Consider the following 20,520-nt stretch of genomic DNA (forward strand, 5'->3'; position numbering starts at 1 on the left):
ATGCCGTTGCACTGGCCATTCTCTTAACGGCCTGTTAGCCGGCTTGCCGCGCCGGCTGCTGATACAGGCCGGCAAACAGCTCGGCCATCGCATCTTCACTCGGGTCTTGCGCACTCTGCAGACTCACCGCACGGCTGACCAGCTGATGGCTACGCCAGACCTGCAGATCGTCAGGAATTCTAGGCCCATCAGCCAGATAGGCTACCGGCAGACGCTGGCTGATCGCCAGCCCCAATGCTTCACCCAGGCTCGCCGACTCGTCGAGTTTGGTCAGGATGCAGCCGGAAAGACCACACTGTTTGTAACTATGGTAGGCCGCTTTCAGCACCTGACCCTGACTTGTGGCAGCCATGACCAGGTAATTGCGCGACTTGACCCCGCGCGAGGCCAGCATTTCCAGCTGCAGGCGCAGGCCCGGATCATTGGCCGGCAGACCTGCCGTATCGATCAGCACCACACGCTTGCGCGCCAACGGCGCCAGTGCTTGCAGCAGCGACTGACCGGGATCGACCGGAGTCACCGATACACCGAGGATGCGGCCGAGGGTCTTGAGCTGTTCCTGGGCTCCAATGCGGTAGCTGTCCAGGCTGACCAGGGCAATGCTCTGCGCGCCGTACTTGAGCACGTAGCGCGCCGCCAGCTTGGCCAGGGTGGTGGTCTTGCCCATGCCGGCCGGGCCGACGAGAGCAATCACTCCGCCCTCTTCCAGTGGCTCCTGCTCGGGAGTACGGATGGCGTGAGCCAGGTGAGCCAGCAGCATGCGCCAGGCCTGACGGGCATCACTGATGCCGGCCACCTTGTCCAGCAGCGGACGAGCCAGATCGGCGGGGATACCCATGCGCTGCAGGCGACGCCAGAGGTTGGCCTGCTGCGGACGACGGCTCTGCATCTGCCCCCAGGCCAGCGAACCGAGCTGGCTCTCGATCAGCTCGCGCAGGCCATGCAGCTCGAAGCGCATGGCCTCAAGGGCGCGCTGATCCATGGCCTGCGACGCCACCGCCTGCGGCTTGCTCGCGGGTTTGACCGCGGCAACGCCCGGGGTGAACAGCTGGCGGTCCTGGTTGTCCGGCAGGCTCACGGGCGCACTCAGCTCTGCGTGGGCCTGGGCGATGCGGGTCTGGGTCTTGCGCAGCTCGGCTTCGAGCTGCGGATTGGGCTGACTCGGTGCTGCCGCCGGCATTGGGTAATCCAGTGCAGCAGTCAGCTCCACGCCGCCGGCAACCCGACGATTGCCAATGATGGCCGCATCGGCGCCCAGCTCATCGCGAACCAGTTTCATGGCTTGACGCATATCGGCGGCGAAGAAGCGTTTGACTTGCATGCTGTGACCTCACTGGCTCAACCGTTTTGACCAACGGTGGCAACAATCGTGACCTGTTTGTTGTCCGGAATTTCCTGGTAGGCCAGCACATGCATGCTGGGTACCGCCATCCGGGCAAAGCGCGCCATCATGGCTCGAATCTGGCCGGCTACCAGGAGGATCACCGGCTTGCCGAGCATTTCCTGACGCTGCGCCGCCTCCACCAGGGAGCGCTGCAGCTTCTCGGCCATTCCGGGCTCGAGGAGAATGCCATCCTCGCTACCTTGTCCGGCCTTGTTGAGACTGTTCAGCAATATCTGTTCCAACCTGGGCTCAAGAGTGATCACGGGGAGCTCCGGCTCAAGCCCCACAACGGTTTGCACGATGGCGCGACTTAGCGCGACACGCACCGCCGCGACCATGGCGGCAGGATCTTGACTCTTGCCGGCCACGTTGGCGATGGCCTCGGCGATGGTGCGAATGTCGCGCACCGGCACCTGCTCCTGCAGTAGCGCTTGCAGAACCTTAAGCAGAGTCGACAGCGACAGCATGCCCGGCACCAGCTCCTCGGCCAGCTTGGGCGAGGTCTTGGCCAGCAATTGCAGGAGCTGCTGGACTTCCTCGTGGCCGATCAGCTCATGGGCATGCTTGTTCAGCACCTGATTGAGGTGGGTCGCTACTACCGTACTGGCATCCACCACCGTGTAGCCGAGCGACTGCGCCTGATCGCGCAGGCCCGTCTCGATCCAGACGGCCTCCAGGCCGAACGCCGGATCTTTGGCGGCGATGCCGTTGATGGGGCCAAACACCTGCCCTGGGTTGATTGCCAGCTCGCGGTCCGGATACACCTCGGCTTCCGCGAGGGAAACCCCCATCAGCGTCAGGCGATAGGCGTTGGGCAACAGATCGAGGTTGTCGCGGATATGCACCGACGGCATGAGAAAGCCCAGTTCCTGGGACAGCTTCTTGCGTACCCCCTTGATGCGCGTCAGCAGCTGACCACCCTGATTGCGATCGACCAGCGGAATCAGCCGATAACCCACCTCCAGCCCGACCATGTCCACCGCCGGCACATCATCCCAGCCCAGCTCCTTGGTTTCCTGCTGGCGCTGCGCGGGCAGTTGCTCCTGCTGCAGCGTCACCGCCTTGACCTCCTCCTCTTTGGCGACCCGCTGCTTGTTGGCAATCCAGTAGGCCGCTCCGGCAGCCACCACCCCTAGGCTGATGAAGGAAAAGTGCGGCATGCCCGGCACCAGGCCCATGGCGATCATGATCGCAGCCGATACCGCCAGCGCCTTGGGCGAAGCAAACATCTGCCGGCCGACCTGGGCACCCATTTCTTCCGAGGTCGACACCCGCGTCACCATGATCGCGGCAGCCGTCGACAGCAGCAGCGAAGGGATCTGCGCCACCAGGCCGTCACCGATGGTCAGCAGGGTGTATATCTTGCCCGCCTCAGCGAAGGCCAGGTCATGCTGCAGGACGCCGATGGCAATACCGCCGATCAGGTTGATGAACAGGATCAGCAGGCCGGCGATGGCATCGCCGCGGACGAACTTGCTGGCACCGTCCATCGAACCGTAGAAGTCGGCCTCCTGCGAGACTTCCAGGCGCCGGCGCTTGGCTTCGGTCTGATCGATCAGGCCGGAGTTGAGGTCGGCGTCGATGGCCATCTGTTTGCCTGGCATGGCATCCAGGGTGAAGCGTGCGCTGACTTCGGAAATCCGCCCGGCACCCTTGGTCACCACCACGAAGTTGATGATCATGAGGATGGCGAACACCACGATACCCACCACGTAGTTGCCGCCGATCACGACCTCGCCGAACGCCTGGATCACCTTGCCCGCGGCGCCATGCCCCTCCTGGCCATGCAGCAGCACCACGCGGGTCGAGGCAACGTTCAGTGCCAGCCGCAGCAGGGTTGCCGCCAGCAGCACGGTGGGGAATACGGCGAAATCCAGCGGCCGCAGCGCGTAGATCGCCACCAGCAGCACGACAATCGACAGGGCAATGCTGAAGGTGAACAACACATCGAGCAGGAACGGTGGGATCGGCAGCATGACCATGGCCAGCATGACCAGCAGCAGCAACGGAATGCCCAGGTTGCCGTGACGCAATCCCGACAGGTTGCTGCGGACATCCCCGATAAGTTGTGCGCGATCCAGTGCCACGTGTTTTCCCCAGCCAATTCAATCTTTTGACGCGGAATGGCGTCATGCAGGGGTAATGGCAAGAAGCGTTCCACAAAGCCCAAGCCAGCGGCAGGTCAGGCACGATACGGCTGAGCGAATGCTCGTGTTGAGGATCTGCTACGCGCGATGAGCCTTATTCGTCGCGACGCAGATCCGGAGGGATCGGCAGGTTGTCCGCCAGCGGCGCCGGGCGTTTGCCCTTGCCGGCCTGGTACTGCTTGATCTGATACACGTAGGCCAGTACCTGAGCCACCGCCAGGTAAAGGCCCGCCGGAATTTCCTGGTCCATTTCCGTGGAAAAGTACACCGCCCGCGCCAGGGCTGGCGACTCCAGCACCATGACCTTGTTCTCCTGGGCGATCTCGCGAATCTTCAGCGCCAGAAAATCTCCACCCTTGGCCAGCAATACCGGCGCGCTGCCCTTGGCCGGATCGTACTTGAGCGCGACGGCGAAGTGGGTCGGGTTGGTGATCACCACGTCGGCCTGTGGCACCGCTTCCATCATTCGCCGCTGGGCCATCTCGCGCTGCAACTGGCGGATACGCGACTTGACCTCGGGCTTGCCCTCGCTGTCCTTGTACTCGTCGCGGACTTCCTGCTTGGTCATCATCAGCTTCTGGCGGTTGTCCCAGAGCTGGAACGGCACATCCACCGCGGCAATCAGAATCAGGCCGCAGGCCAGCCAGATCGCACTTTGCGCCACGATCAGGGCGCTGTGCTGCAACGCCGGTTCCAGCGCCTCATGCCCCAGCGCCAGCAGGTCATCCTGATCCGCCTTCAGGACCAGCAAGGCGACCCCCAGCAGCACGAAAAACTTGGCCAGCGCCTTGAGCAACTCGGCCAGTGCATGCATGGAAAACATGCGCTTGAGGCCTGCCGCCGGGTTCATCCGGCTAAACTTGGGCTGCATTGCCTGCGCCGAGAACAGCCAGCCACCCAGAGCGATGGGGCCGATGATGGAAGCGGCCAGCAAGACCACAAACAGCGGAATCAGCAAAGTGAGCGCCAGCTCGCCGGAAGCCAGCAGGTACAGCGCCATGCTGCGTTCATCCATCACGGTATCGCGGCTGAGTTCGAAATTGGCCCGCATCAGATCGAGCAGACCGACCGCCAGACTGCCGCCGATGCTGAGCAGGGTAATGCAGCCTGCCAGCACCACCGCCAGCGTGTTGAGTTCGCGGGAACGGGCGATCTGGCCCTTCTCGCGCGATTCGCGCAGGCGTTTCTCTGTGGGTTCCTCGCTGCGGTCCTGGCCGCTTTCGCTCTCGGCCATGGCTCAGCGAATCCGCGCCAGTTCGCGCAACAGGTCCAGCGCCTCGCGCAGTAGTAACTGGAACTGACTGAGCAGATCGGCCATGCCGATCCATACGATGAATAGGCCGACCACCAGGGTCAGCGGAAAGCCGATGGAGAAGATGTTCAGCTGTGGCGCCGCACGGGTCATCACGCCAAAGGCAATGTTGACCACCAGCAAGGCAGTGATCGCCGGCAGCGCCAGCAACAACCCAGCCCCCAGTACCCAGCCCAGCTTGCCGGCCAGCAGCCAGTAGTGATCGGTGAGCAATCCCTCGCCCACCGGGATGGTTACAAAGCTCTCGGCGAGCACCTCGAACACCACCAGATGGCCATTCATCAGCAGAAACAGCAGGGTCACCAGCATCAGATAGAACTGACCGAGCACCGGCACCGAAATGCCATTGGTCGGGTCAACCATCGAGGCGAAACCCAGGCCCATCTGGGTCGAGATGATCTGCCCGGCGACAACAAAGGCGTGAAAAAACAGCTGCAGGGAGAATCCCAAGGCCACACCGATGAGCACCTGCTCGGCCACCAGCAGGCTGCTGCGCAGGTTCAGCGCGTCCACCTCGGGCATGGCCGGCAACACCGGCACCAGCACCAGGGTGAACGCTACGGCAAAATACATCCGCACACGCACGGGGACCAGTTGGGTACCGATCACCGGCATGGTCATCAGCACGGCGGCGATGCGGAACAGTGGCAGCATGAAGCTGCCTACCCAACCACCAATCTGCGCATCGGTCAGGGCCAGCATGTCAGCCGATCAGCTGCGGGATGTTCTGGATGAGGTTCTGCATGAAGTCGGTCAGTTGCTGGGTCAGCCAGGGCCCAGCGACGATCAGGGTCAGCAGAATCACCAGCAAACGCGGCAGAAAGCTCAGGGTCTGTTCGTTGATCTGGGTGGCGGCCTGGAACATCGCCACCAGCAGGCCGACTATCAGGCTCGGGGTGACGATCACCGCGACGATCAGAGCCGTCAGCCAGAGTGCCTCGCGAAACAGGTCAACCGCGACTTCCGGGGTCATCTCAGGTTCCTCCGAAGCTGGCGGCCAGGGTGCCCATGATCAGCGCCCAGCCATCGACCAGGACAAACAGCATGATCTTGAACGGCAGGGATACGATCAGCGGCGACAGCATCATCATGCCCATCGCCATCAGCACGCTGGAAACCACCAGGTCGATGATCAGGAACGGGATGAAGATCATGAAGCCGATCTGGAAGGCCGTTTTCAGCTCCGAGGTGACGAACGCCGGAATCACGATGGTCAGCGGCGCCGCCTCGGGGGTGGTGATGTCGGTGCGCTTGGACAGGCGCACGAACAGCTCGAGGTCGCTGGCCCGGGTCTGCGACAGCATGAACTCTTTGAGCGGCACCTCGGCCTTGGCGATTGCCTGCTGTGCCGGCAACTGTTCATTCAAATAGGGCTGCAGCGCCTCGCTGTTAATCCGGTCAAAAACCGGCGCCATGATGAACAGGGTGAGAAACATCGCCATACCGATGAGGATCTGGTTCGACGGCGTCTGCTGCAGGCCCAGTGCCTGGCGCAGAATGGAAAACACGATGATGATGCGCGTGAAGCTGGTCATCAGCATGACGAACGCCGGAATGAAGCTCAGCGCGGTCATGATCAGCAGAATCTGCAGGCTGACCGAATACTCCTGCTGGCCGTCGGCGTTGGTCGACAGGGTAATGGCTGAGATCTTCAGCGGGTCATCGGCGCCCAGCGCCATGGGTGCCAGAACAAGCAGCAGCAGCGCCAGCAGGGTACGCACGGCAGCCATCAGGTCGGGTCCTTCTGATCCTTGCCCAGCATCTCCATCAGGCGCTGGGCGAATTCGGGACTGGCCGCTTCCGCCTCGGGCAGATGCACCGGTTCCTTGAGTACATGCAGCGGACTGATCTGGCCTGGCGTCAGACCCAGCAGCACCTGCTCGGTGCCTACCTGAACCAGCAGCAAGCGCTCGCGCGGACCAATCGCCTGACTGGCCAGCAGGCGAATCAGACCATTACCGCGCATGCCGCTTTGCTGCTGCACACGGCGCAGCAGCCAGGCCAGCAGGAAGATCAGGCCGACCACCAAGCCAAGACCCAACAGCATCTGCACCACCTGCCCGGCAACGCCACTGCCAGCCGCTGCCAGCTTGGCCGGCGCCACCTCATCGGCCAGGGCCGGCCCCGTCAGCAGCCACAGGCAAAGGCTGTATTTGCTCATCAACGCAGCTTCTTGATGCGTTCGCTCGGACTGATCACATCGGTCAGCCGGATACCGAACTTCTCGTTGACCACCACCACCTCGCCGTGGGCGATCAGTGTTCCGTTGACCAGCACATCCAGCGGCTCGCCGGCCAGGCGATCGAGCTCGACCACCGACCCCTGATTGAGCTGCAGCAGGTTGCGGATGCTGATGTCGGTACTGCCCACTTCCATGGAAATGGTCACCGGAATATCGAGAATCACATCCAGATTCGGCCCTTCCAGACCCGCCGGTATGTTCAGCGGAGTGCCCGCACCGAACTCCTCCATCGGCGCCCGCGGCGGTGGCGGCGCACTGGGGGCAGCCGCCCCCTGATTCATCAGTGCGTCGATATCGTCCTGCGAGGCATCATCACCGGCCTCTGCCAGTGCCGCTGCCCATTCATCAGCCAGGGCCTGCTCTTCCGGTGAACTGCTTTCGTTTTCGTCTGCCATCACTATTCCTCATTCCTCGGCTGGCGAGTGCGACTGAACCCGCTTAGCGGGTACGCTCAACCGGTTCAAGAATCTGCAGGGCCAGATTGCCCTTGTGTGCGCCCAGTTTGACCTTGAAGGTCGGCACGCCATTGGCGCGCACCACCATCTGCTCGGGCATTTCCACCGGGATGATATCGCCCGGCTGCATGTGCAGGATGTCGCGCAGCTTGAGCTGACGGCGTACCACCGTGGTATCCAGCGGCACTTTCACATCCAGCACGTCCTCGCGCAGCGCCTTGACCCAGCGTTCGTCCTGATCGTCGACATCCGACTGGAAGCCGGCATCGAGCATTTCGCGGATCGGTTCGATCATCGAATACGGCAGGGTCATGTGCAGGTCACCGCCACCGCCATCCAGTTCGATGTGAAAGGTCGAGACCACCACCACCTCGCTGGGGCTGACGATGTTGGCCAGCGCCGGGTTGACCTCCGAGTTGATGTACTCGAAGTTGATGTCCAGCACCGCATGCCAGGCTTCCTTCATGTCGACGAAGGCCTGATCCAGCACCATGCGCACCACGCGCAACTCCGTGGGGGTGAACTCGCGGCCCTCGATCTTGGCGTGGCGCCCGTCGCCACCGAAGAAGTTGTCCACCAGCTTGAACACCAGCTTGGCATCCAGAATGAACAGCGCCGTGCCGCGCAGCGGCTTCATCTTCACCAGGTTGAGGCTGGTCGGCACATACAGCGAGTGCACGTATTCGCCGAACTTCATCACCTGCACGCCACCGACGGCGACATCGGCCGAACGGCGCAGCAGATTGAACATGCTGATGCGGGTGTAACGGGCGAAACGCTCGTTGATCATCTCCAGGGTCGGCATGCGGCCACGGACGATGCGGTCCTGGCTGGTCAGGTCATAGGACTTGATCGTGCCCGGCTCGGCATCGTTTTCCGTTTCGACCAGGCCGTCGTCGACGCCGTGCAGTAGCGCGTCGATCTCGTCCTGGGAAAGCAGATCCTGCACTGCCATGACTAACCCCTATTGCAGTACGAAATTGGTAAACAGCACCTGCTCGATGACCAGCTCGCCAATTTCCTTCTTGGCCAGCTCTTGCACCGTGGCCGTCGCCTGCTGGCGCAGCATTTCCTTGCCCACCGGTGTCAGCAGGCTGGCGAAGTCCTGGGAAGAAAACAGCATGACCAGACGATTGCGGATCAGCGGCATATGCGCATTCAGCGCTTCCATCTGTTTCTCGTCACGCCCCATCAGACTGACCGTCACCTGCATGTAACGTTGGCGGCCGGCATGGTTGAAATTGACCACGAAGGCGGGTGCGATGAACTGATAAATGGCTTCTTTCTTCTTCGCGGTCTTTTCCTCACCCTCAGCGACAGCGGCTTCTTCCTTCGCGGCCTCGGCCTTCTTGTCGCCCTTGCCGCCCAGCAGGAACCAGGTCGCGCCTACCGATGCGCCGATGACCAGCAGCAAGGCCACCACCACGATGATGATGAGCTTGAGCCTGCTCTTGCCCGCGGGCGCGCCCTCGGCGGCGTCCTGGGGTGCTTCTTTCTTTGCCATGCCAAATTCCCGTCACTGATCGCTCGAATAAGCGTCCGCCATTCAGTCAGAGCAAGTGTTATGCCAGCCAGCGGCATTGCTCTCCCACAAGACGGACACAGACAAACCGCTGCAAGAGCAGCGGTTCATTGTGCCTATTCTAGATCAGCACTGCAGCGAATCAGGCATAGAAGTCGACCAGTCCCGGTGCACCACCGGCCAGGCGCGAGCGAATATCCAGATGCCCCTGAGCGACCAGCGGCTCACTACCGAGCCCGTCATCGTCGCTCTGCCGGCCCGAACCACGCCCCTGTTCCTCGGCCTGCTGCCCCTGCCAGCCACGATTGAGCGACTGATCGGAAACATTCACATCGAGCTGCCCCATGCCCTGCTGGGCAAAGAGTTCACGCAGGCGATGCAGCTGACCTTCCAGCGCATCGCGCACCGATGCATGGGGGCTGGCAAACGTCACCTGCGCCTGATCCGACTGCAGATTGATGCGCACCTCCAGGCGCCCCAGCTCAGCAGGATCCAGCTGGATCTCAGCACTTTTCAGGTTCTGACTGGACAGCCACATGACGCGATCGACTACCGCCTCGCTCATGCCCGTGGCATGCAGCGCCACGGCCTGCCCCGGCACCAGCGCACTCGCCGCCCGCCCGGTCTGCTGGGTTATCGCCTGAGCCAGCATGTTCAGCTTGCCGGCGAAACTTTCCGGCAGACTGTCAGCCTTGCGCTCGCTCGCCACTTCCAGTGTTTCAGCGCCCAGATCGAGCACGCTGGCCTCGGCCGACTCGCCCTCAAGCGCGACGCCCTCACCCTGTACCTGCAGCTTGGCCATGGCCTGGGCAAACAGCGCCGCCGGCTGGCTGGCGGCGGCCGGCGTGGTTGCATTTTGTCCCGCACTATTGCCGGTACTTTTGCCGGCCTCGCCCTGCAGCTCTAGCTGCACATCGGCCAGACTGTTCAACGCATCGATCTGCGGGTCATGGCTGGCTAGGGTCATGCTGGCCGGTGCCGCACCGCCCAGGCCTGCCGACGCAGTCAAGGTCGTCGCCACACTGATCGCCTGGGTCACAGCGGTAGTCAGTAATGGCGCGCTCTCCTGGGTCAGCTCAGCGCCTTCGGGCAGAGCCTCGTCTGGCGTCGCGGCAACGTCGACATTCTGCCCGAGCCCCAGCAACAGCAGAGGATCCTCGCTCGGCGGCGCGGTCTGCGCTTCCCCCTCGCTTACCGCTTCGGCCGGCAAGGGCTTGCCGCTGTCGGCAACTGCGACACCCGCTTCGCCGCACTCGGCACTGGCGCTCGATTCATCGACAGGTTCGTCCCGGCCTTCATCGGCCGGCCGGGCCGCGGCATCCTTGCGTGCCGCAGGCGCTGCCTCGCGCTCGCGCTCATAGACACGGGCAAAGCTGGAAGGCGCGTCATTACTGGGCTGCTCATGCCGCGCCGGCGCGCGCGCGGGCGCCTGGCGGGCCTTGATATCAGGCGTAACCTGCAGCAGAAGATCAGGTGCGACGGACATGGGCACTCTCCGTTCAATGGGTTGGTGACGGGAGAGTTGCAAGGGGTGGGCCAATCAGCCGAAAGCCGCCCACTGTTTCAGGCGTGGCGCTGGCGCTCACTCTTGAACAAGATGCGCACGATGGCGAACTCGCGCTCGACCTGCTCGATCAGGTCTGGCGCCTGCTCCAGTTGTTCGCGACGCCCGGCTTCTTCCAGCTGCTTGCACAGGCTGGCCAGCAGTGGAGCGCCCATGTTGCTGCAACTGCCCTTGAAGCTGTGTGCAGCATGCCGCATGGCGGCGGCATCAGCATTGAGCAATGCCTCGCGCAGCAGGCGCAGGCGCTCATCGGAGTCGACAAGGAAGGTATCCAGCAGAACCGGGTACTCCTCTTCCATCACCTCGCGCAACGAGGCCAGGACCTGATTATCGATATGCGCCTCGGACACTGCTGGGTCACTCCTTGAGCCGTTCTGCGGCGATTATGCATTGCAAGACCAGTAAAACTCCACGCATACACGCTTGCCGTCATCGGACCAGGCACAGTGATCGGCCAATTGGCGAACCAGGGCCATGCCGCGACCGGACAGGCTATTCCTGCCTGTGGAGCCCTGCACAGGCTGCCCCACCTTGAACCCCTCACCACTGTCGCTGACCTCCAGGCGTAAACGTCCGCCTTGCTCGGTGGGGCTGACATCGATGCTGAAACAGACAAAACCTTCGTCGAGCTCCTGCAAGCGGCGGTTGCGCTCCTGATAGTACTGGGCAAAACCGCTGGCCCCCTGTTTCATCGCCGAGTCCAGGCCCATGACTCCGTGCTCCAGGGCATTGGAGTAAAGCTCAGCCAGCACGGTATACAGAGCGCCACCCTTGAGGCGCAGGCCATCCACCGCCATCAGCATCTGCATCAGCTGCGGCAACGGGTTGAAATGGCGCAGGGTCTGTGCACGGTACTCATACTGCGCGCGCCAGTCGGTCGGCCCACGCTGCCCCCCCCTTTCGGCATCGAGCAAGGGGCGCTGCAGGCTGGCGCCATCGACCATACTGACCTCAAGCAGCGTGACATCGTCCTGCACGCTGCCATTGAAGCGGGTCAGGGCCTGGTGGATTTCCTCGAACAGCTGTCCGCGCTCGCGATTACTGCGCAGCACCTCGGTGAAGCGCTGCTCACCAAACATCTCGTCGCACTGATTGCCGGTTTCCAGTACCCCATCGGACAGCAGCACGATGCGCTCACCCAGCTCCAGCGGGAAGACCTCGCACTCATCCTTGAAGGCATTGGCAGAGAGAATGCCCAGCGGCAAGTGCCGCGATGGCAGCGACTGCAGCTCTCCGTCCAGACGCAGCAGATAGCCATCGGGCAGCCCACCGTTCCACACCTCGACCAGACGCCGTTGAAAACTCAGGTTGAGCATCGTCGCGCAGCAGAACACCCCGACCGGAAGGATGCGCTTGAGCTTGGCATTCATCTCGCGAAGGATCTCGGCCATGCTGTGGCCCTTGGCCGTCATCGCATAGAACACCTCGGCCAGCGGCATGGCGCCAATCGCCGCCGGCAAGCCATGGCCAGTGAAGTCGCCAAGCAGCACATGCATACCGCCCGAAGGTTTGAAGGCGGCCAGCAGCAGGTCGCCATTGAACAGAGCAAAGGGTGACTGCAGGTAACGCACATTCGCTGCGTTAAGACTGCCCGAATGGGCAACCTTGTCGAACACCGCCTTGGCCACCCGCTGCTCGTTGAGCAGGTGCTCGTTGTGCCGGGCAATCAGATCGCGCTGTTCCAGCACCGTTGCCTGCAGCCGGCGCAGGCGCGCCATGGCATTGATCTTGGCCTGCAGAATCAGGCGGTTGTACGGTTTGGCCAGGAAGTCATCTCCGCCGGCCTCTAGGCAGCGCGCCAACTCCTCACTGCCGGTCAGCGACGTCAGGAAGATCAGCGGCACCAGTTGCTGCCCTGCCGCCTGCTTGATCTGGCGGGCCGCCTCGAAACCATCCATGACCGGCATCATGGCATCCATCAGGACCAGGTCTGGCCGTTCCTGTTCGAACAGCATCACGGCCTCCTGGCCATTGGCTGCCGTCAGAACACGGTACCCCTCACGGGTCAGGATGGTCGACAAGAGCAATCGATCGGCCGGGCTGTCCTCGGCAATCAGGATGGTCAGTGGCTCGCTCATGGGCGAAACCTAGGCAATCTGAAAGAGCTGCTCGAAATTGGAAATCGCGAGAATCTTGCGCACATCGCCGTTGCAGTTGGCCAGGCGTACCTGGGCGTGATCGCCGCCGGCGTGATCGCGCAGCAGCAGCAGCATGCCCAGCGCCGAGCTGTCGAGGTAGGTCGTGTTTTTCAGGTCAACCACATAGCGACGTGGCGAACTGTCGATGCGCTCGTACGCATCGCGGAATTCCTGATGGGCGCCAAAGTCGAAACGACCCTCCACATGGATGGTCAACTCCTGACCATCGGCAGAAGAATTAGCGGTAATGGCCATGCGGCTCTCCTTATTGTTGTCAGGCGCTATGTGAAGATGTAGCAGTCCGCCAGCAGGCCGGCAAGCTCAAGGCCTATAACGGCGGCACCGAGGCCAGGCGCTGCGCCAGCTCATCGAGCTGTTTCTGCTCACGCTTGTCCTCGGCCAGACGAGCCTCATCCCGGTAACGCTGGACCAGCTTACGCAAGCCCTCAAGGCGTGCATAGCGCTCCTGCCACTGCAGGCGAGCTTTATCCACCGCTCCCTGATGCCAGGCCAGTGCCTGCGCCTGCTGGCTGATGGCCTGTTCCAGCTGGGACAGGAAGCGCTGATAGTTCATCAGCCACTGGCCACTGACGCCCTGGCGCCCTGACTGCAGCCACTGCTGCTGGTAATCGCTACGGTAACGTTCCAGCTCACCCAGCTTGACCTCGGCCTGGGTCAGTTGGCTCTGGGCCCGGGCCAACTGCACCGCGGCAGCCCGTTCGGCACGCTGGGCCATATCGACCACCGGAGCCAAACGGCTGGCACGATCCCGCGCCATGGGTTATCAGCCTGCCGCCGGTCGCAGGATCTGCGCCAGCTTCTGCACGCTGCCCGGCAGCTGCTCGCTCTCGTTAAGTGCCTGCCGCAGGTAGGCCGACATCACTGGCTGCCGGGCGATAGCCAGGTCGGTGTCGGCGTCGCCGCCAGGCACATAGGCACCGACACTGATCAGATCGCGGCTCTGCTGGTAGCGCGACCACAGCTGTTTGAAGCGCTGGGCATCACGCTGATGCTCAGGCGTGACCACTTGCGGCATGACCCGACTGATCGAAGCCTCGATGTCGATGGCCGGATAGTGCCCCTCTTCCGCCAGCCGGCGCGACAGCACGATGTGCCCGTCCAGCACGCCGCGCGCGGCATCGGCAATAGGGTCCTGCTGATCGTCGCCCTCGGAAAGCACAGTGTAGAAAGCGGTGATCGAGCCGCCACCCTCCTCCGCGTTACCGGCGCGCTCCACCAGCTTGGGCAGCTTGGCGAACACCGAGGGCGGATAGCCCTTGGTGGCCGGCGGCTCGCCAATGGCCAGGGCAATCTCGCGCTGGGCCTGGGCAAAACGGGTCAGCGAATCCATCAGCAGCAGAACGTTCTTGCCCTTGTCGCGGAAGTATTCGGCGATGCGCGTGCAGTACATGGCGGCGCGCAGACGCATCAGCGGCGCGTCGTCAGCCGGCGAGGCGACCACCACCGAGCGCTTGAGGCCTTCCTCGCCGAGGATATGCTCGATGAACTCCTTGACCTCGCGGCCCCGCTCGCCGATCAGGCCGACCACGATGATCTCGGCCTCGGTAAAGCGCGTCATCATCCCCAGCAGTACCGACTTGCCCACGCCGGTGCCGGCGAACAGACCGATGCGCTGGCCGCGGCCAATGGTCAGCAGGCTGTTGATCGAACGGATGCCGACATCCAGCGGCTCGCTGATCGGATGGCGCTTGAGCGGGTTGATGGTCGGACCGTCCATCGGCACCCAGTCATCGGCCTTCATCCGCCCCTTGCCATCCAGCGCCCGCCCGGCGCCATCGAGCACCCGCCCGAGCATGCTCATGCCCATCGGCAGGCTGCCGGTCTCGGGCAGCGGCACCACTCGGGCGCCTGGGGAAATGCCAACCAGGCTGCCGACCGGCATGAGGTACAGCTTGCTGCCGGCAAAGCCCATCACTTCGGCCTCGACCTGCACGGCCTGCTGCCCATCCTGGTTGATCACCAGACAGCGACTGCCCATGGCGGCGCGCAGCCCCTCGGCCTCCAGGGTCAGGCCGACCATGCGCAGCAGGCGCCCCTCCACCACGGGCTGCGCCGGTAACTGCAACGCCTCGCCGTAGCCGGCCAGGCGCTGGGCGAAGCTGGAGCGTTCAAGGCGCATCGTGACTATCCGGGTGCAGATCCAGATCCTCGCCCAGATCCAGGCTGATATCCGCTGGCAACGGCTGCGTGGCCTGCTGCCGCTGCTGCTCGAACAGCTGCTTGAGCGCCTGTTCCAGGCGGGTTTCAACGCTGGCGTCGATCAGACTGTGCTCGGTTTCGATCCGACAGCCGCCGGGGGCCAGCGCCTCGTCCTCGAACAAGCGCCAGCTTTCCTCATGCCGCTCGCGCAGCTGCTTGACCTGCTCGAAGTCCTGGGGATTGAGGTGAATACGGATGTTCTGCGCGCCCATCGGCAGCAGTTTGAGTGCACCCTGCACCACCTGGCGAATCTGACTGGAGTCGTGGCTCAGTTCGCGGCGGATGACCTCCTGGGCCAACTGACTGACCAGTTGCACCAGCGCCACCTCGATAGCCTGATCCTGCTCCTGAATCGGCACCAGCAAATGCTGCATCAGCTGTTCGAGTTGAGCCACGCGCGCCGTCAGTGCCGTCTCGGCCTCCTGCCTGGCCTTGAGCTGGCCGGCGTGAAAGCCATCCTTCTCGCCCGTGGCGAAACCATCGTTGTAGGCTTCCTGGCGAATGGCCTCAAGCTGCTCAAGCGTCAGCGGCTGCACCGTGTCTTCAGCCACCTCCACCACCGCATCGGGTAGCGCCTCGGGCTCGGCAGCCTGCTCGGCCGCCACCTCGGCCGCCTGCTGCTCCGCACCACTCGACACCACATGGGCGCCCTCGCCGAAACTCGGCAATAGCCAGCGATCGAAGGCGGCCGTGCCGGGGCGGATCAGTTCGGAGGAGTCCTTGTTGGCCATCGCTGCCCCTTAGCAGGACGTTGAAAAACTAAATATTGAAACCACCCGCATCGTCTGGCCGTTGTTAAAAACGGCCTGTTGGACGGCGATCAGATCATGGCCTCGCCACCGGCACCGCCGAGGACGATCTCGCCGGATTCGGCCATGCGCCGGGCAATGGTGAGAATTTCCTTCTGCGCCCCTTCCACTTCGCTGACCTTGACCGGCCCGCGAGCCTCCAGATCGTCGCGCAGCAGTTCGGCGGCACGCTTGGACATATTCTTGAAGACCTTCTCCTTGATTGCATCGTCGGCGCCCTTGAGCGCCAGCACCAGCACCTCGGAAGAGACCTCGCGCAGCAGCGCCTGGATGCCACGGTCATCGACATCGGCCAGGTTGTCGAAGACGAACATGAGGTCCTCGATCTGGGTCGACAGGTCCTCGTCGACCTCACGGATCGAATCCATCAGCTGGCCTTCGATCGAGCTGTCGAGGAAGTTCATGATGTCTGCCGCGCGCTTGACCCCACCCAGCTGGGTGCGGGTGGCGTTGGCGCCGCCGGCAAACTGCTTCTCCAGAATCTGATTGAGTTCCTTGAGGGCGGTTGGCTGCACGGTATTGAGCGACGACACACGCAGCACGATGTCCAGGCGCACCTTGTGGTCGAAGTGGCCGAGCACTTCGCCGGCCTGGTCCGGATCCAGATAGGCCACCACGATGGCCTGGATCTGCGGATGCTCGTAGCGGATCACATCGGCCACGGCGCGTGGTTCCATCCACTTCAGGCTGTCCAGGCCGCTGGTGCTGCCACCGAGCAGGATACGGTCGATCAGGTTGTTGGCCTTATCCTCGCCCAGGGCCTGGGTGAGCATCTTGCGAATGTAGGTGTCGGCGCCAACGCCCAGGCTGGTCTGGTCGCCCACGGTGGAGACGAACTCGCCCATCACCTGCTCGACCTGTTCGCGCTGCACATTGCGCATCTGCGACATGGCCACGCCGACCCGCTGCACTTCCTTGGGCCCCATATGGCGCAGCACCTGCGCGGCATCGGTCTCGCCGAGCGAGAGCAGGAGAATGGCGGCCTTGTCGACCTTGTTCAGCTTGGCTGGGGCGCGATTATCACTCATCGGCGTTGATCCACTCTTTCACGACTTGCGCCACCCGGCCCGGGTCTTCGGCAACCAGGCTCTTGATGGCATTCAATTGGGCATCGTAGCCCTCGCTAGGGCTCGGCAGCAGGATGCTCGCCGGGCCGCCAAGGCTGACCCGATCCTCGGACAGGCCACCGACGCCACCGATGCCACCCATGTCACCCAGTTCCACATCGCCGCCCCGACCGCCGGCAGCACCCGCGGCGCCAGGCTTGCCGCCACTGATGATGGTATTGAGCACAGGACGCAGCACACCGAACACCAGCACCAGGATGAACAGAATGCCCAGCACCTGCTTGATGATGTCCCAGAACCAGGGCTGCGAATAGAAGGGAACCTCGAAGATTTCCTCCTGCTGATCGGTGAAGGCTGCATTGATCACGCTGACACTGTCGCCACGACTGGCATCGAAGCCCACGGCGTCCTGTACCAGGCGCTTGAAACGCTCGATATCGGCCGCCACCCAGGGCGTACGGGTGACTTCACCGGTCTCGGCATTGATCGCCACCTTGTCATCCAGCACCACGGCCACCGACAGGCGCTTGAGGCGGCCCTGCTGCTGTTTGGTGTGGCTGATCGAACGGTCCAGCTCAAAGTTTCGCGTGGTCTGATCACGCTTGTCCGCCGGGTAAGGTGCCAGCATGGGCTGACCGGTCGCAGGGTCCATCACCTGCTGGCCATTGGCATCGAGCAGCGGCTGGCCGGCAGCAATGGGTCCAGGCGGAGCAGGAGCAGCCGCCGCTTGTTCGGGGGCCGCAGCGGCGCCCGGCGGCTGATTGGACAGCGCACCCGGCACGCCTTGGGGCGGCAGGCCGCTCTGGCGCTGCTCCTTGAGCAACTGCTCGCTGCGCAGCGCCGGCTGGTCGGGGTTGAACATTTCGGCGGTGGACTCCACCGCACTGAAATCGATATCGGCGGAGATTTCCGCCTTGTAGCGGCCCTCGCCGAGTACCGGCTGGAGAATGCTGTGCACGCGCTGGGTCAGCACGCCCTCGACGCGGCGACTGTAGTCGAACTGCTTGCCGGCCATGGTCAGCTCGGACATTTCCTGCTGGTCGGACAGCAGGTTGCCCTTCTGGTCGACCACCGTGACCTGCGACTTGTCCAGTTCCGGCACGCTGGTAGCCACCAGGTTGACGATCGCCAGCACCTGGCTCGGCTCCAGGGTACGCCCGGGGTAGACCTCGACCAGCACCGAAGCACTGGGCTTGCGCTCATCACGGACGAACACCGAACTCTTCGGAATGGCCAGATGGACGCGCGCCGCCTTGACGTTGTTGAGGCTGCTGATGGTACGCCCCAGCTCGCCTTCCAGGCCGCGACGATAGCGGGTGGTTTCCATGAACTGGCTGGAACCCAACCCCTGATCCTTGTCGAGAATCTCGAAGCCGACCGAGCCATCGCTGGGCGCTACTCCGGCAGCCGCCAGCTTGAGGCGAGCCCGCGCCAAGTCCTCGTTCTTCACCAGCAGGGCGCCGGAGTTGGGTTCGATGGTGTAGGCGATATCGGCAGCCGTCAGCGCATCGACCACCTGCGCGGTGTCACCGCCGGCCAGGTTGGCCTGCAACGGGCGCCAGTCCGGCTGCTGCGACCACAGCACCACAGCGAAACCGATCGCCACACTGGCGGCCAGACCGACCAGCAGGCCGATCTGGCGCAGCATGGACATGGCGGCGAGGTTTTCCAGGAAGACCAGACCGAACAGCGGCTTCTTGTCCGCTGCATCATCGATCTTGGCCGGTACGTTACCCGCGACTGCTTCAGCCATGATTCACCTCAGACCGGCATCTGCATGATGTCTTGATACGCCTGAACCAGCTTGTTGCGCACCTGGGTCATGGCCTGGAAGGATACGCTGGCTTTCTGCGAAGCGATCATCACGTCCGTCAGGTCGATGCCCTTCTGCCCCATCTCGAAGGCGCTGGCCATCTCGCTGGCCGCATTCTGCGTTTCGCTGACCTTGTTCACCGCGCTGCCCAGCATCTCGGCAAAGCTCGGCGCACCGGCTTCCTGCGGCGCCGCAGTCGGCTTCGGACGGGCCATGGCATCCATCTGCATGGCTCGCATTTCCAACATCAGGCGATTGAACTCGACACCCTGACTCATGATGTTCTACCTCCATGGTCGCGATTTTTTTGACGCTGCGCGACTCGATACAGGAGAGATTGCAACAAGGGTGCCAGCCTCCTAGCGCCCATGAAAAAGGCGCGCCCCGAAGGAGCGCGCCTTGTCCAAACCGCCCGCTGGCACTCAGCTGGCGAACAGATAACCTTCCACGTCCAGCCCGGCATCGCGCATCTGCGCCAGCTTGTAACGTAGGGTACGCGGACTGATACCCAGCCGCTCGGCGGCCTCCTTGCGACGACCGCGCTCGGCCCGCAGGGTATCGATGATCAGTTGGAACTCGCGGCGGCGCAGGTCCTCGCCCAGGCCACCGGCATCGGCGCTGGCCGGCAGCGCCACCTCATGGCTGACGGGCACCACCGGCGACGACACCACCTGAAGAACCGGCGGCGGCACAGGTACTGCCTGATTGAGGCCGATCGGCGCATGCAGACACAGGTCCTCGGGCTGAATCAGTCCGCCCTGCTGCAGGATCAGGGCACGCTGCAAGGCGTTGTCCAGTTCGCGCACATTGCCCGGCCAGGCGTGCTGCACCAGCGCCTGCTGCGCCGCTGGCGAAAGGTTGACCGGGGCATGATTCATTTTTTTGACGTGTTTGCCGAGCAGGCGCTGGGCCAGCGGCAGAATATCGGCGGGACGCTCACGCAGCGGACGCCACGCCAGCGGGAAGACCGACAGACGATAGTAGAGGTCTTCGCGGAAGCGCCCGGCCGCCACCTCGCCCGCCAGATCGCGGTTGGTGGTGGCCAGCACGCGGATATCCAGGCTGATCGGCTTGCGCGCCCCGACCCGCTCGACCTCGCGCTCCTGCAGTACACGCAGCAGCTTGGCCTGCAGCCCTAGTGGCATCTCGGAAATCTCGTCAAGCAGAATGGTGCCACCGTCAGCCAGCTCGAATTTGCCCGGTGCACTGGCTATGGCACCGGTAAAAGCCCCTTTCTCGTGACCGAACAGGGTCGCCTCAAGCATGTTGTCCGGGATTGCCGCACAGTTGATGGCAATGAACGGTTTGTTGGCGCGCGGCGACTGCTGGTGAATGTAGCGCGCCAGCACTTCCTTACCCGTCCCCGATTCCCCCGAGATCAGCACCGTGGATTCGCTGCGCGCCACCCGCGCGGCCAGATCGAGCAACTGACGGCTAGCCGGTTCCAGCGCCACCGGTCCTTCGCTGGCGCTACTGCCAAGCTGACCCAGGGCATGACGGTTGACCAGCTCGAGCAGCACCTTCGGCTCGAACGGCTTGACCAGGTAGTCTGCCGCGCCCAGTCGCATGGCCTGCACTGCCCGCTCGACGGCGCCATAGGCCGTCATCAGCAGCACCGGCAGCATCGGATAGCGCTGGCGCGCCAGCGCCAGCAGCTCATGGCCATCCATGCCCGGCATGTTCACGTCGCTGATCAGCAGGCTGAAACTCTCTTCACCCAGGGCAACCAGAGCCGACTCGGCACAATCCACGGCCCGGTAATCATGGCCACCCAGGCTCAGGGTATCGGCCAGGGCTTCACGCAGGGCGCGGTCGTCTTCGACCAGCAGAATTTTGGCAGGCATGCG

At 63.3% G+C, this 20,520-nt stretch carries 21 protein-coding genes; all 21 read right to left on the bottom strand.

What is annotated here, in order from left to right:
• Window positions 1–34: 34 nt before the first annotated feature.
• On the bottom strand, window positions 35–1,321 hold the full coding sequence (flhF, locus tag HNP49_RS05975; RefSeq protein WP_184681509.1) for a flagellar biosynthesis protein FlhF: 1,287 nt from the start codon (window positions 1,319–1,321) through the stop codon (window positions 35–37).
• 17 nt (window positions 1,322–1,338) lie between these two features.
• A complete protein-coding gene (gene flhA, locus HNP49_RS05980; protein ID WP_184682503.1) occupies window positions 1,339–3,465 on the bottom strand; it encodes a flagellar biosynthesis protein FlhA in 2,127 nt (708 codons plus the stop codon).
• 160 nt (window positions 3,466–3,625) lie between these two features.
• Window positions 3,626–4,765 (bottom strand): flagellar biosynthesis protein FlhB, encoded by a 1,140-nt coding sequence (flhB, locus tag HNP49_RS05985; protein ID WP_184681511.1) that lies wholly within the window; start codon window positions 4,763–4,765, stop codon window positions 3,626–3,628.
• 3 nt (window positions 4,766–4,768) lie between these two features.
• Window positions 4,769–5,545, bottom strand: a complete 777-nt coding sequence (fliR, locus tag HNP49_RS05990; RefSeq protein WP_184681513.1) for a flagellar biosynthetic protein FliR — start codon at window positions 5,543–5,545, stop codon at window positions 4,769–4,771.
• A gap of 1 nt (window position 5,546) precedes the next feature.
• Window positions 5,547–5,816: a flagellar biosynthesis protein FliQ gene (fliQ, locus tag HNP49_RS05995; RefSeq protein WP_184681514.1), complete on the bottom strand. Its 270-nt coding sequence runs from the start codon at window positions 5,814–5,816 to the stop codon at window positions 5,547–5,549.
• 1 nt (window position 5,817) lies between these two features.
• A complete protein-coding gene (gene fliP / locus HNP49_RS06000) occupies window positions 5,818–6,573 on the bottom strand; it encodes a flagellar type III secretion system pore protein FliP (protein WP_184681516.1) in 756 nt (251 codons plus the stop codon).
• The gene (gene fliO, locus HNP49_RS06005) at window positions 6,573–7,004 is read right to left on the bottom strand and encodes a flagellar biosynthetic protein FliO (protein ID WP_184681518.1); all 432 of its coding nucleotides are present in this window, start codon (window positions 7,002–7,004) and stop codon (window positions 6,573–6,575) included. The genes fliP and fliO overlap by 1 nt, the downstream gene beginning before the upstream one ends.
• Window positions 7,004–7,480: a flagellar motor switch protein FliN gene (gene fliN, locus HNP49_RS06010; RefSeq protein WP_184681520.1), complete on the bottom strand. Its 477-nt coding sequence runs from the start codon at window positions 7,478–7,480 to the stop codon at window positions 7,004–7,006. Before fliN ends, fliO begins: the two co-directional genes overlap by 1 nt.
• 43 nt (window positions 7,481–7,523) lie before the next feature.
• Window positions 7,524–8,495 (bottom strand): flagellar motor switch protein FliM, encoded by a 972-nt coding sequence (gene fliM, locus HNP49_RS06015; protein WP_184681521.1) that lies wholly within the window; start codon window positions 8,493–8,495, stop codon window positions 7,524–7,526.
• Window positions 8,496–8,504: 9 nt separating this feature from the next.
• Window positions 8,505–9,044 carry a flagellar basal body-associated protein FliL gene (fliL, locus tag HNP49_RS06020; protein ID WP_184681522.1) on the bottom strand — a complete coding sequence of 180 codons (540 nt, stop codon included), beginning with the start codon at window positions 9,042–9,044 and terminating at the stop codon, window positions 8,505–8,507.
• A 160-nt stretch (window positions 9,045–9,204) separates the two neighbouring features.
• Complete coding sequence (locus HNP49_RS06025) at window positions 9,205–10,548, bottom strand: flagellar hook-length control protein FliK (RefSeq protein WP_184681523.1); 1,344 nt, start codon at window positions 10,546–10,548, stop codon at window positions 9,205–9,207.
• A 77-nt stretch (window positions 10,549–10,625) separates the two neighbouring features.
• Complete coding sequence (locus HNP49_RS06030) at window positions 10,626–10,976, bottom strand: Hpt domain-containing protein (protein WP_184681524.1); 351 nt, start codon at window positions 10,974–10,976, stop codon at window positions 10,626–10,628.
• Window positions 10,977–11,009: 33 nt separating this feature from the next.
• Window positions 11,010–12,704, bottom strand: coding sequence for a fused response regulator/phosphatase (locus HNP49_RS06035; RefSeq protein ID WP_184681525.1), 1,695 nt, complete (start codon window positions 12,702–12,704; stop codon window positions 11,010–11,012).
• Between the two features lie 9 nt (window positions 12,705–12,713).
• The gene (locus tag HNP49_RS06040) at window positions 12,714–13,019 is read right to left on the bottom strand and encodes an STAS domain-containing protein (protein ID WP_184681526.1); all 306 of its coding nucleotides are present in this window, start codon (window positions 13,017–13,019) and stop codon (window positions 12,714–12,716) included.
• A 73-nt stretch (window positions 13,020–13,092) separates the two neighbouring features.
• Window positions 13,093–13,542 carry a flagellar export protein FliJ gene (gene fliJ / locus HNP49_RS06045; protein WP_184681527.1) on the bottom strand — a complete coding sequence of 150 codons (450 nt, stop codon included), beginning with the start codon at window positions 13,540–13,542 and terminating at the stop codon, window positions 13,093–13,095.
• 6 nt (window positions 13,543–13,548) lie between these two features.
• Window positions 13,549–14,904 carry a flagellar protein export ATPase FliI gene (gene fliI, locus HNP49_RS06050; protein ID WP_184681528.1) on the bottom strand — a complete coding sequence of 452 codons (1,356 nt, stop codon included), beginning with the start codon at window positions 14,902–14,904 and terminating at the stop codon, window positions 13,549–13,551.
• Complete coding sequence (fliH, locus tag HNP49_RS06055; RefSeq protein WP_184681530.1) at window positions 14,894–15,715, bottom strand: flagellar assembly protein FliH; 822 nt, start codon at window positions 15,713–15,715, stop codon at window positions 14,894–14,896. Before fliH ends, fliI begins: the two co-directional genes overlap by 11 nt.
• Window positions 15,716–15,804: 89 nt before the next feature.
• The gene (fliG, locus tag HNP49_RS06060) at window positions 15,805–16,821 is read right to left on the bottom strand and encodes a flagellar motor switch protein FliG (RefSeq protein ID WP_184681532.1); all 1,017 of its coding nucleotides are present in this window, start codon (window positions 16,819–16,821) and stop codon (window positions 15,805–15,807) included.
• Window positions 16,814–18,613 carry a flagellar basal-body MS-ring/collar protein FliF gene (fliF, locus tag HNP49_RS06065; RefSeq protein WP_184681534.1) on the bottom strand — a complete coding sequence of 600 codons (1,800 nt, stop codon included), beginning with the start codon at window positions 18,611–18,613 and terminating at the stop codon, window positions 16,814–16,816. Before fliF ends, fliG begins: the two co-directional genes overlap by 8 nt.
• Before the next feature lie 8 nt (window positions 18,614–18,621).
• Window positions 18,622–18,951, bottom strand: coding sequence for a flagellar hook-basal body complex protein FliE (gene fliE, locus HNP49_RS06070; RefSeq protein WP_184681535.1), 330 nt, complete (start codon window positions 18,949–18,951; stop codon window positions 18,622–18,624).
• A 144-nt stretch (window positions 18,952–19,095) separates the two neighbouring features.
• Window positions 19,096–20,517, bottom strand: a complete 1,422-nt coding sequence (gene fleR, locus HNP49_RS06075; protein ID WP_184681537.1) for a sigma-54-dependent response regulator transcription factor FleR — start codon at window positions 20,515–20,517, stop codon at window positions 19,096–19,098.
• Between the last annotated feature and the right edge of the window lie 3 nt (window positions 20,518–20,520).

The sequence above is a fragment of the Pseudomonas fluvialis genome, from assembly GCF_014207935.1.
Taxonomy (GTDB): Bacteria; Pseudomonadota; Gammaproteobacteria; order Pseudomonadales; family Pseudomonadaceae; genus Aquipseudomonas; species Aquipseudomonas fluvialis_A.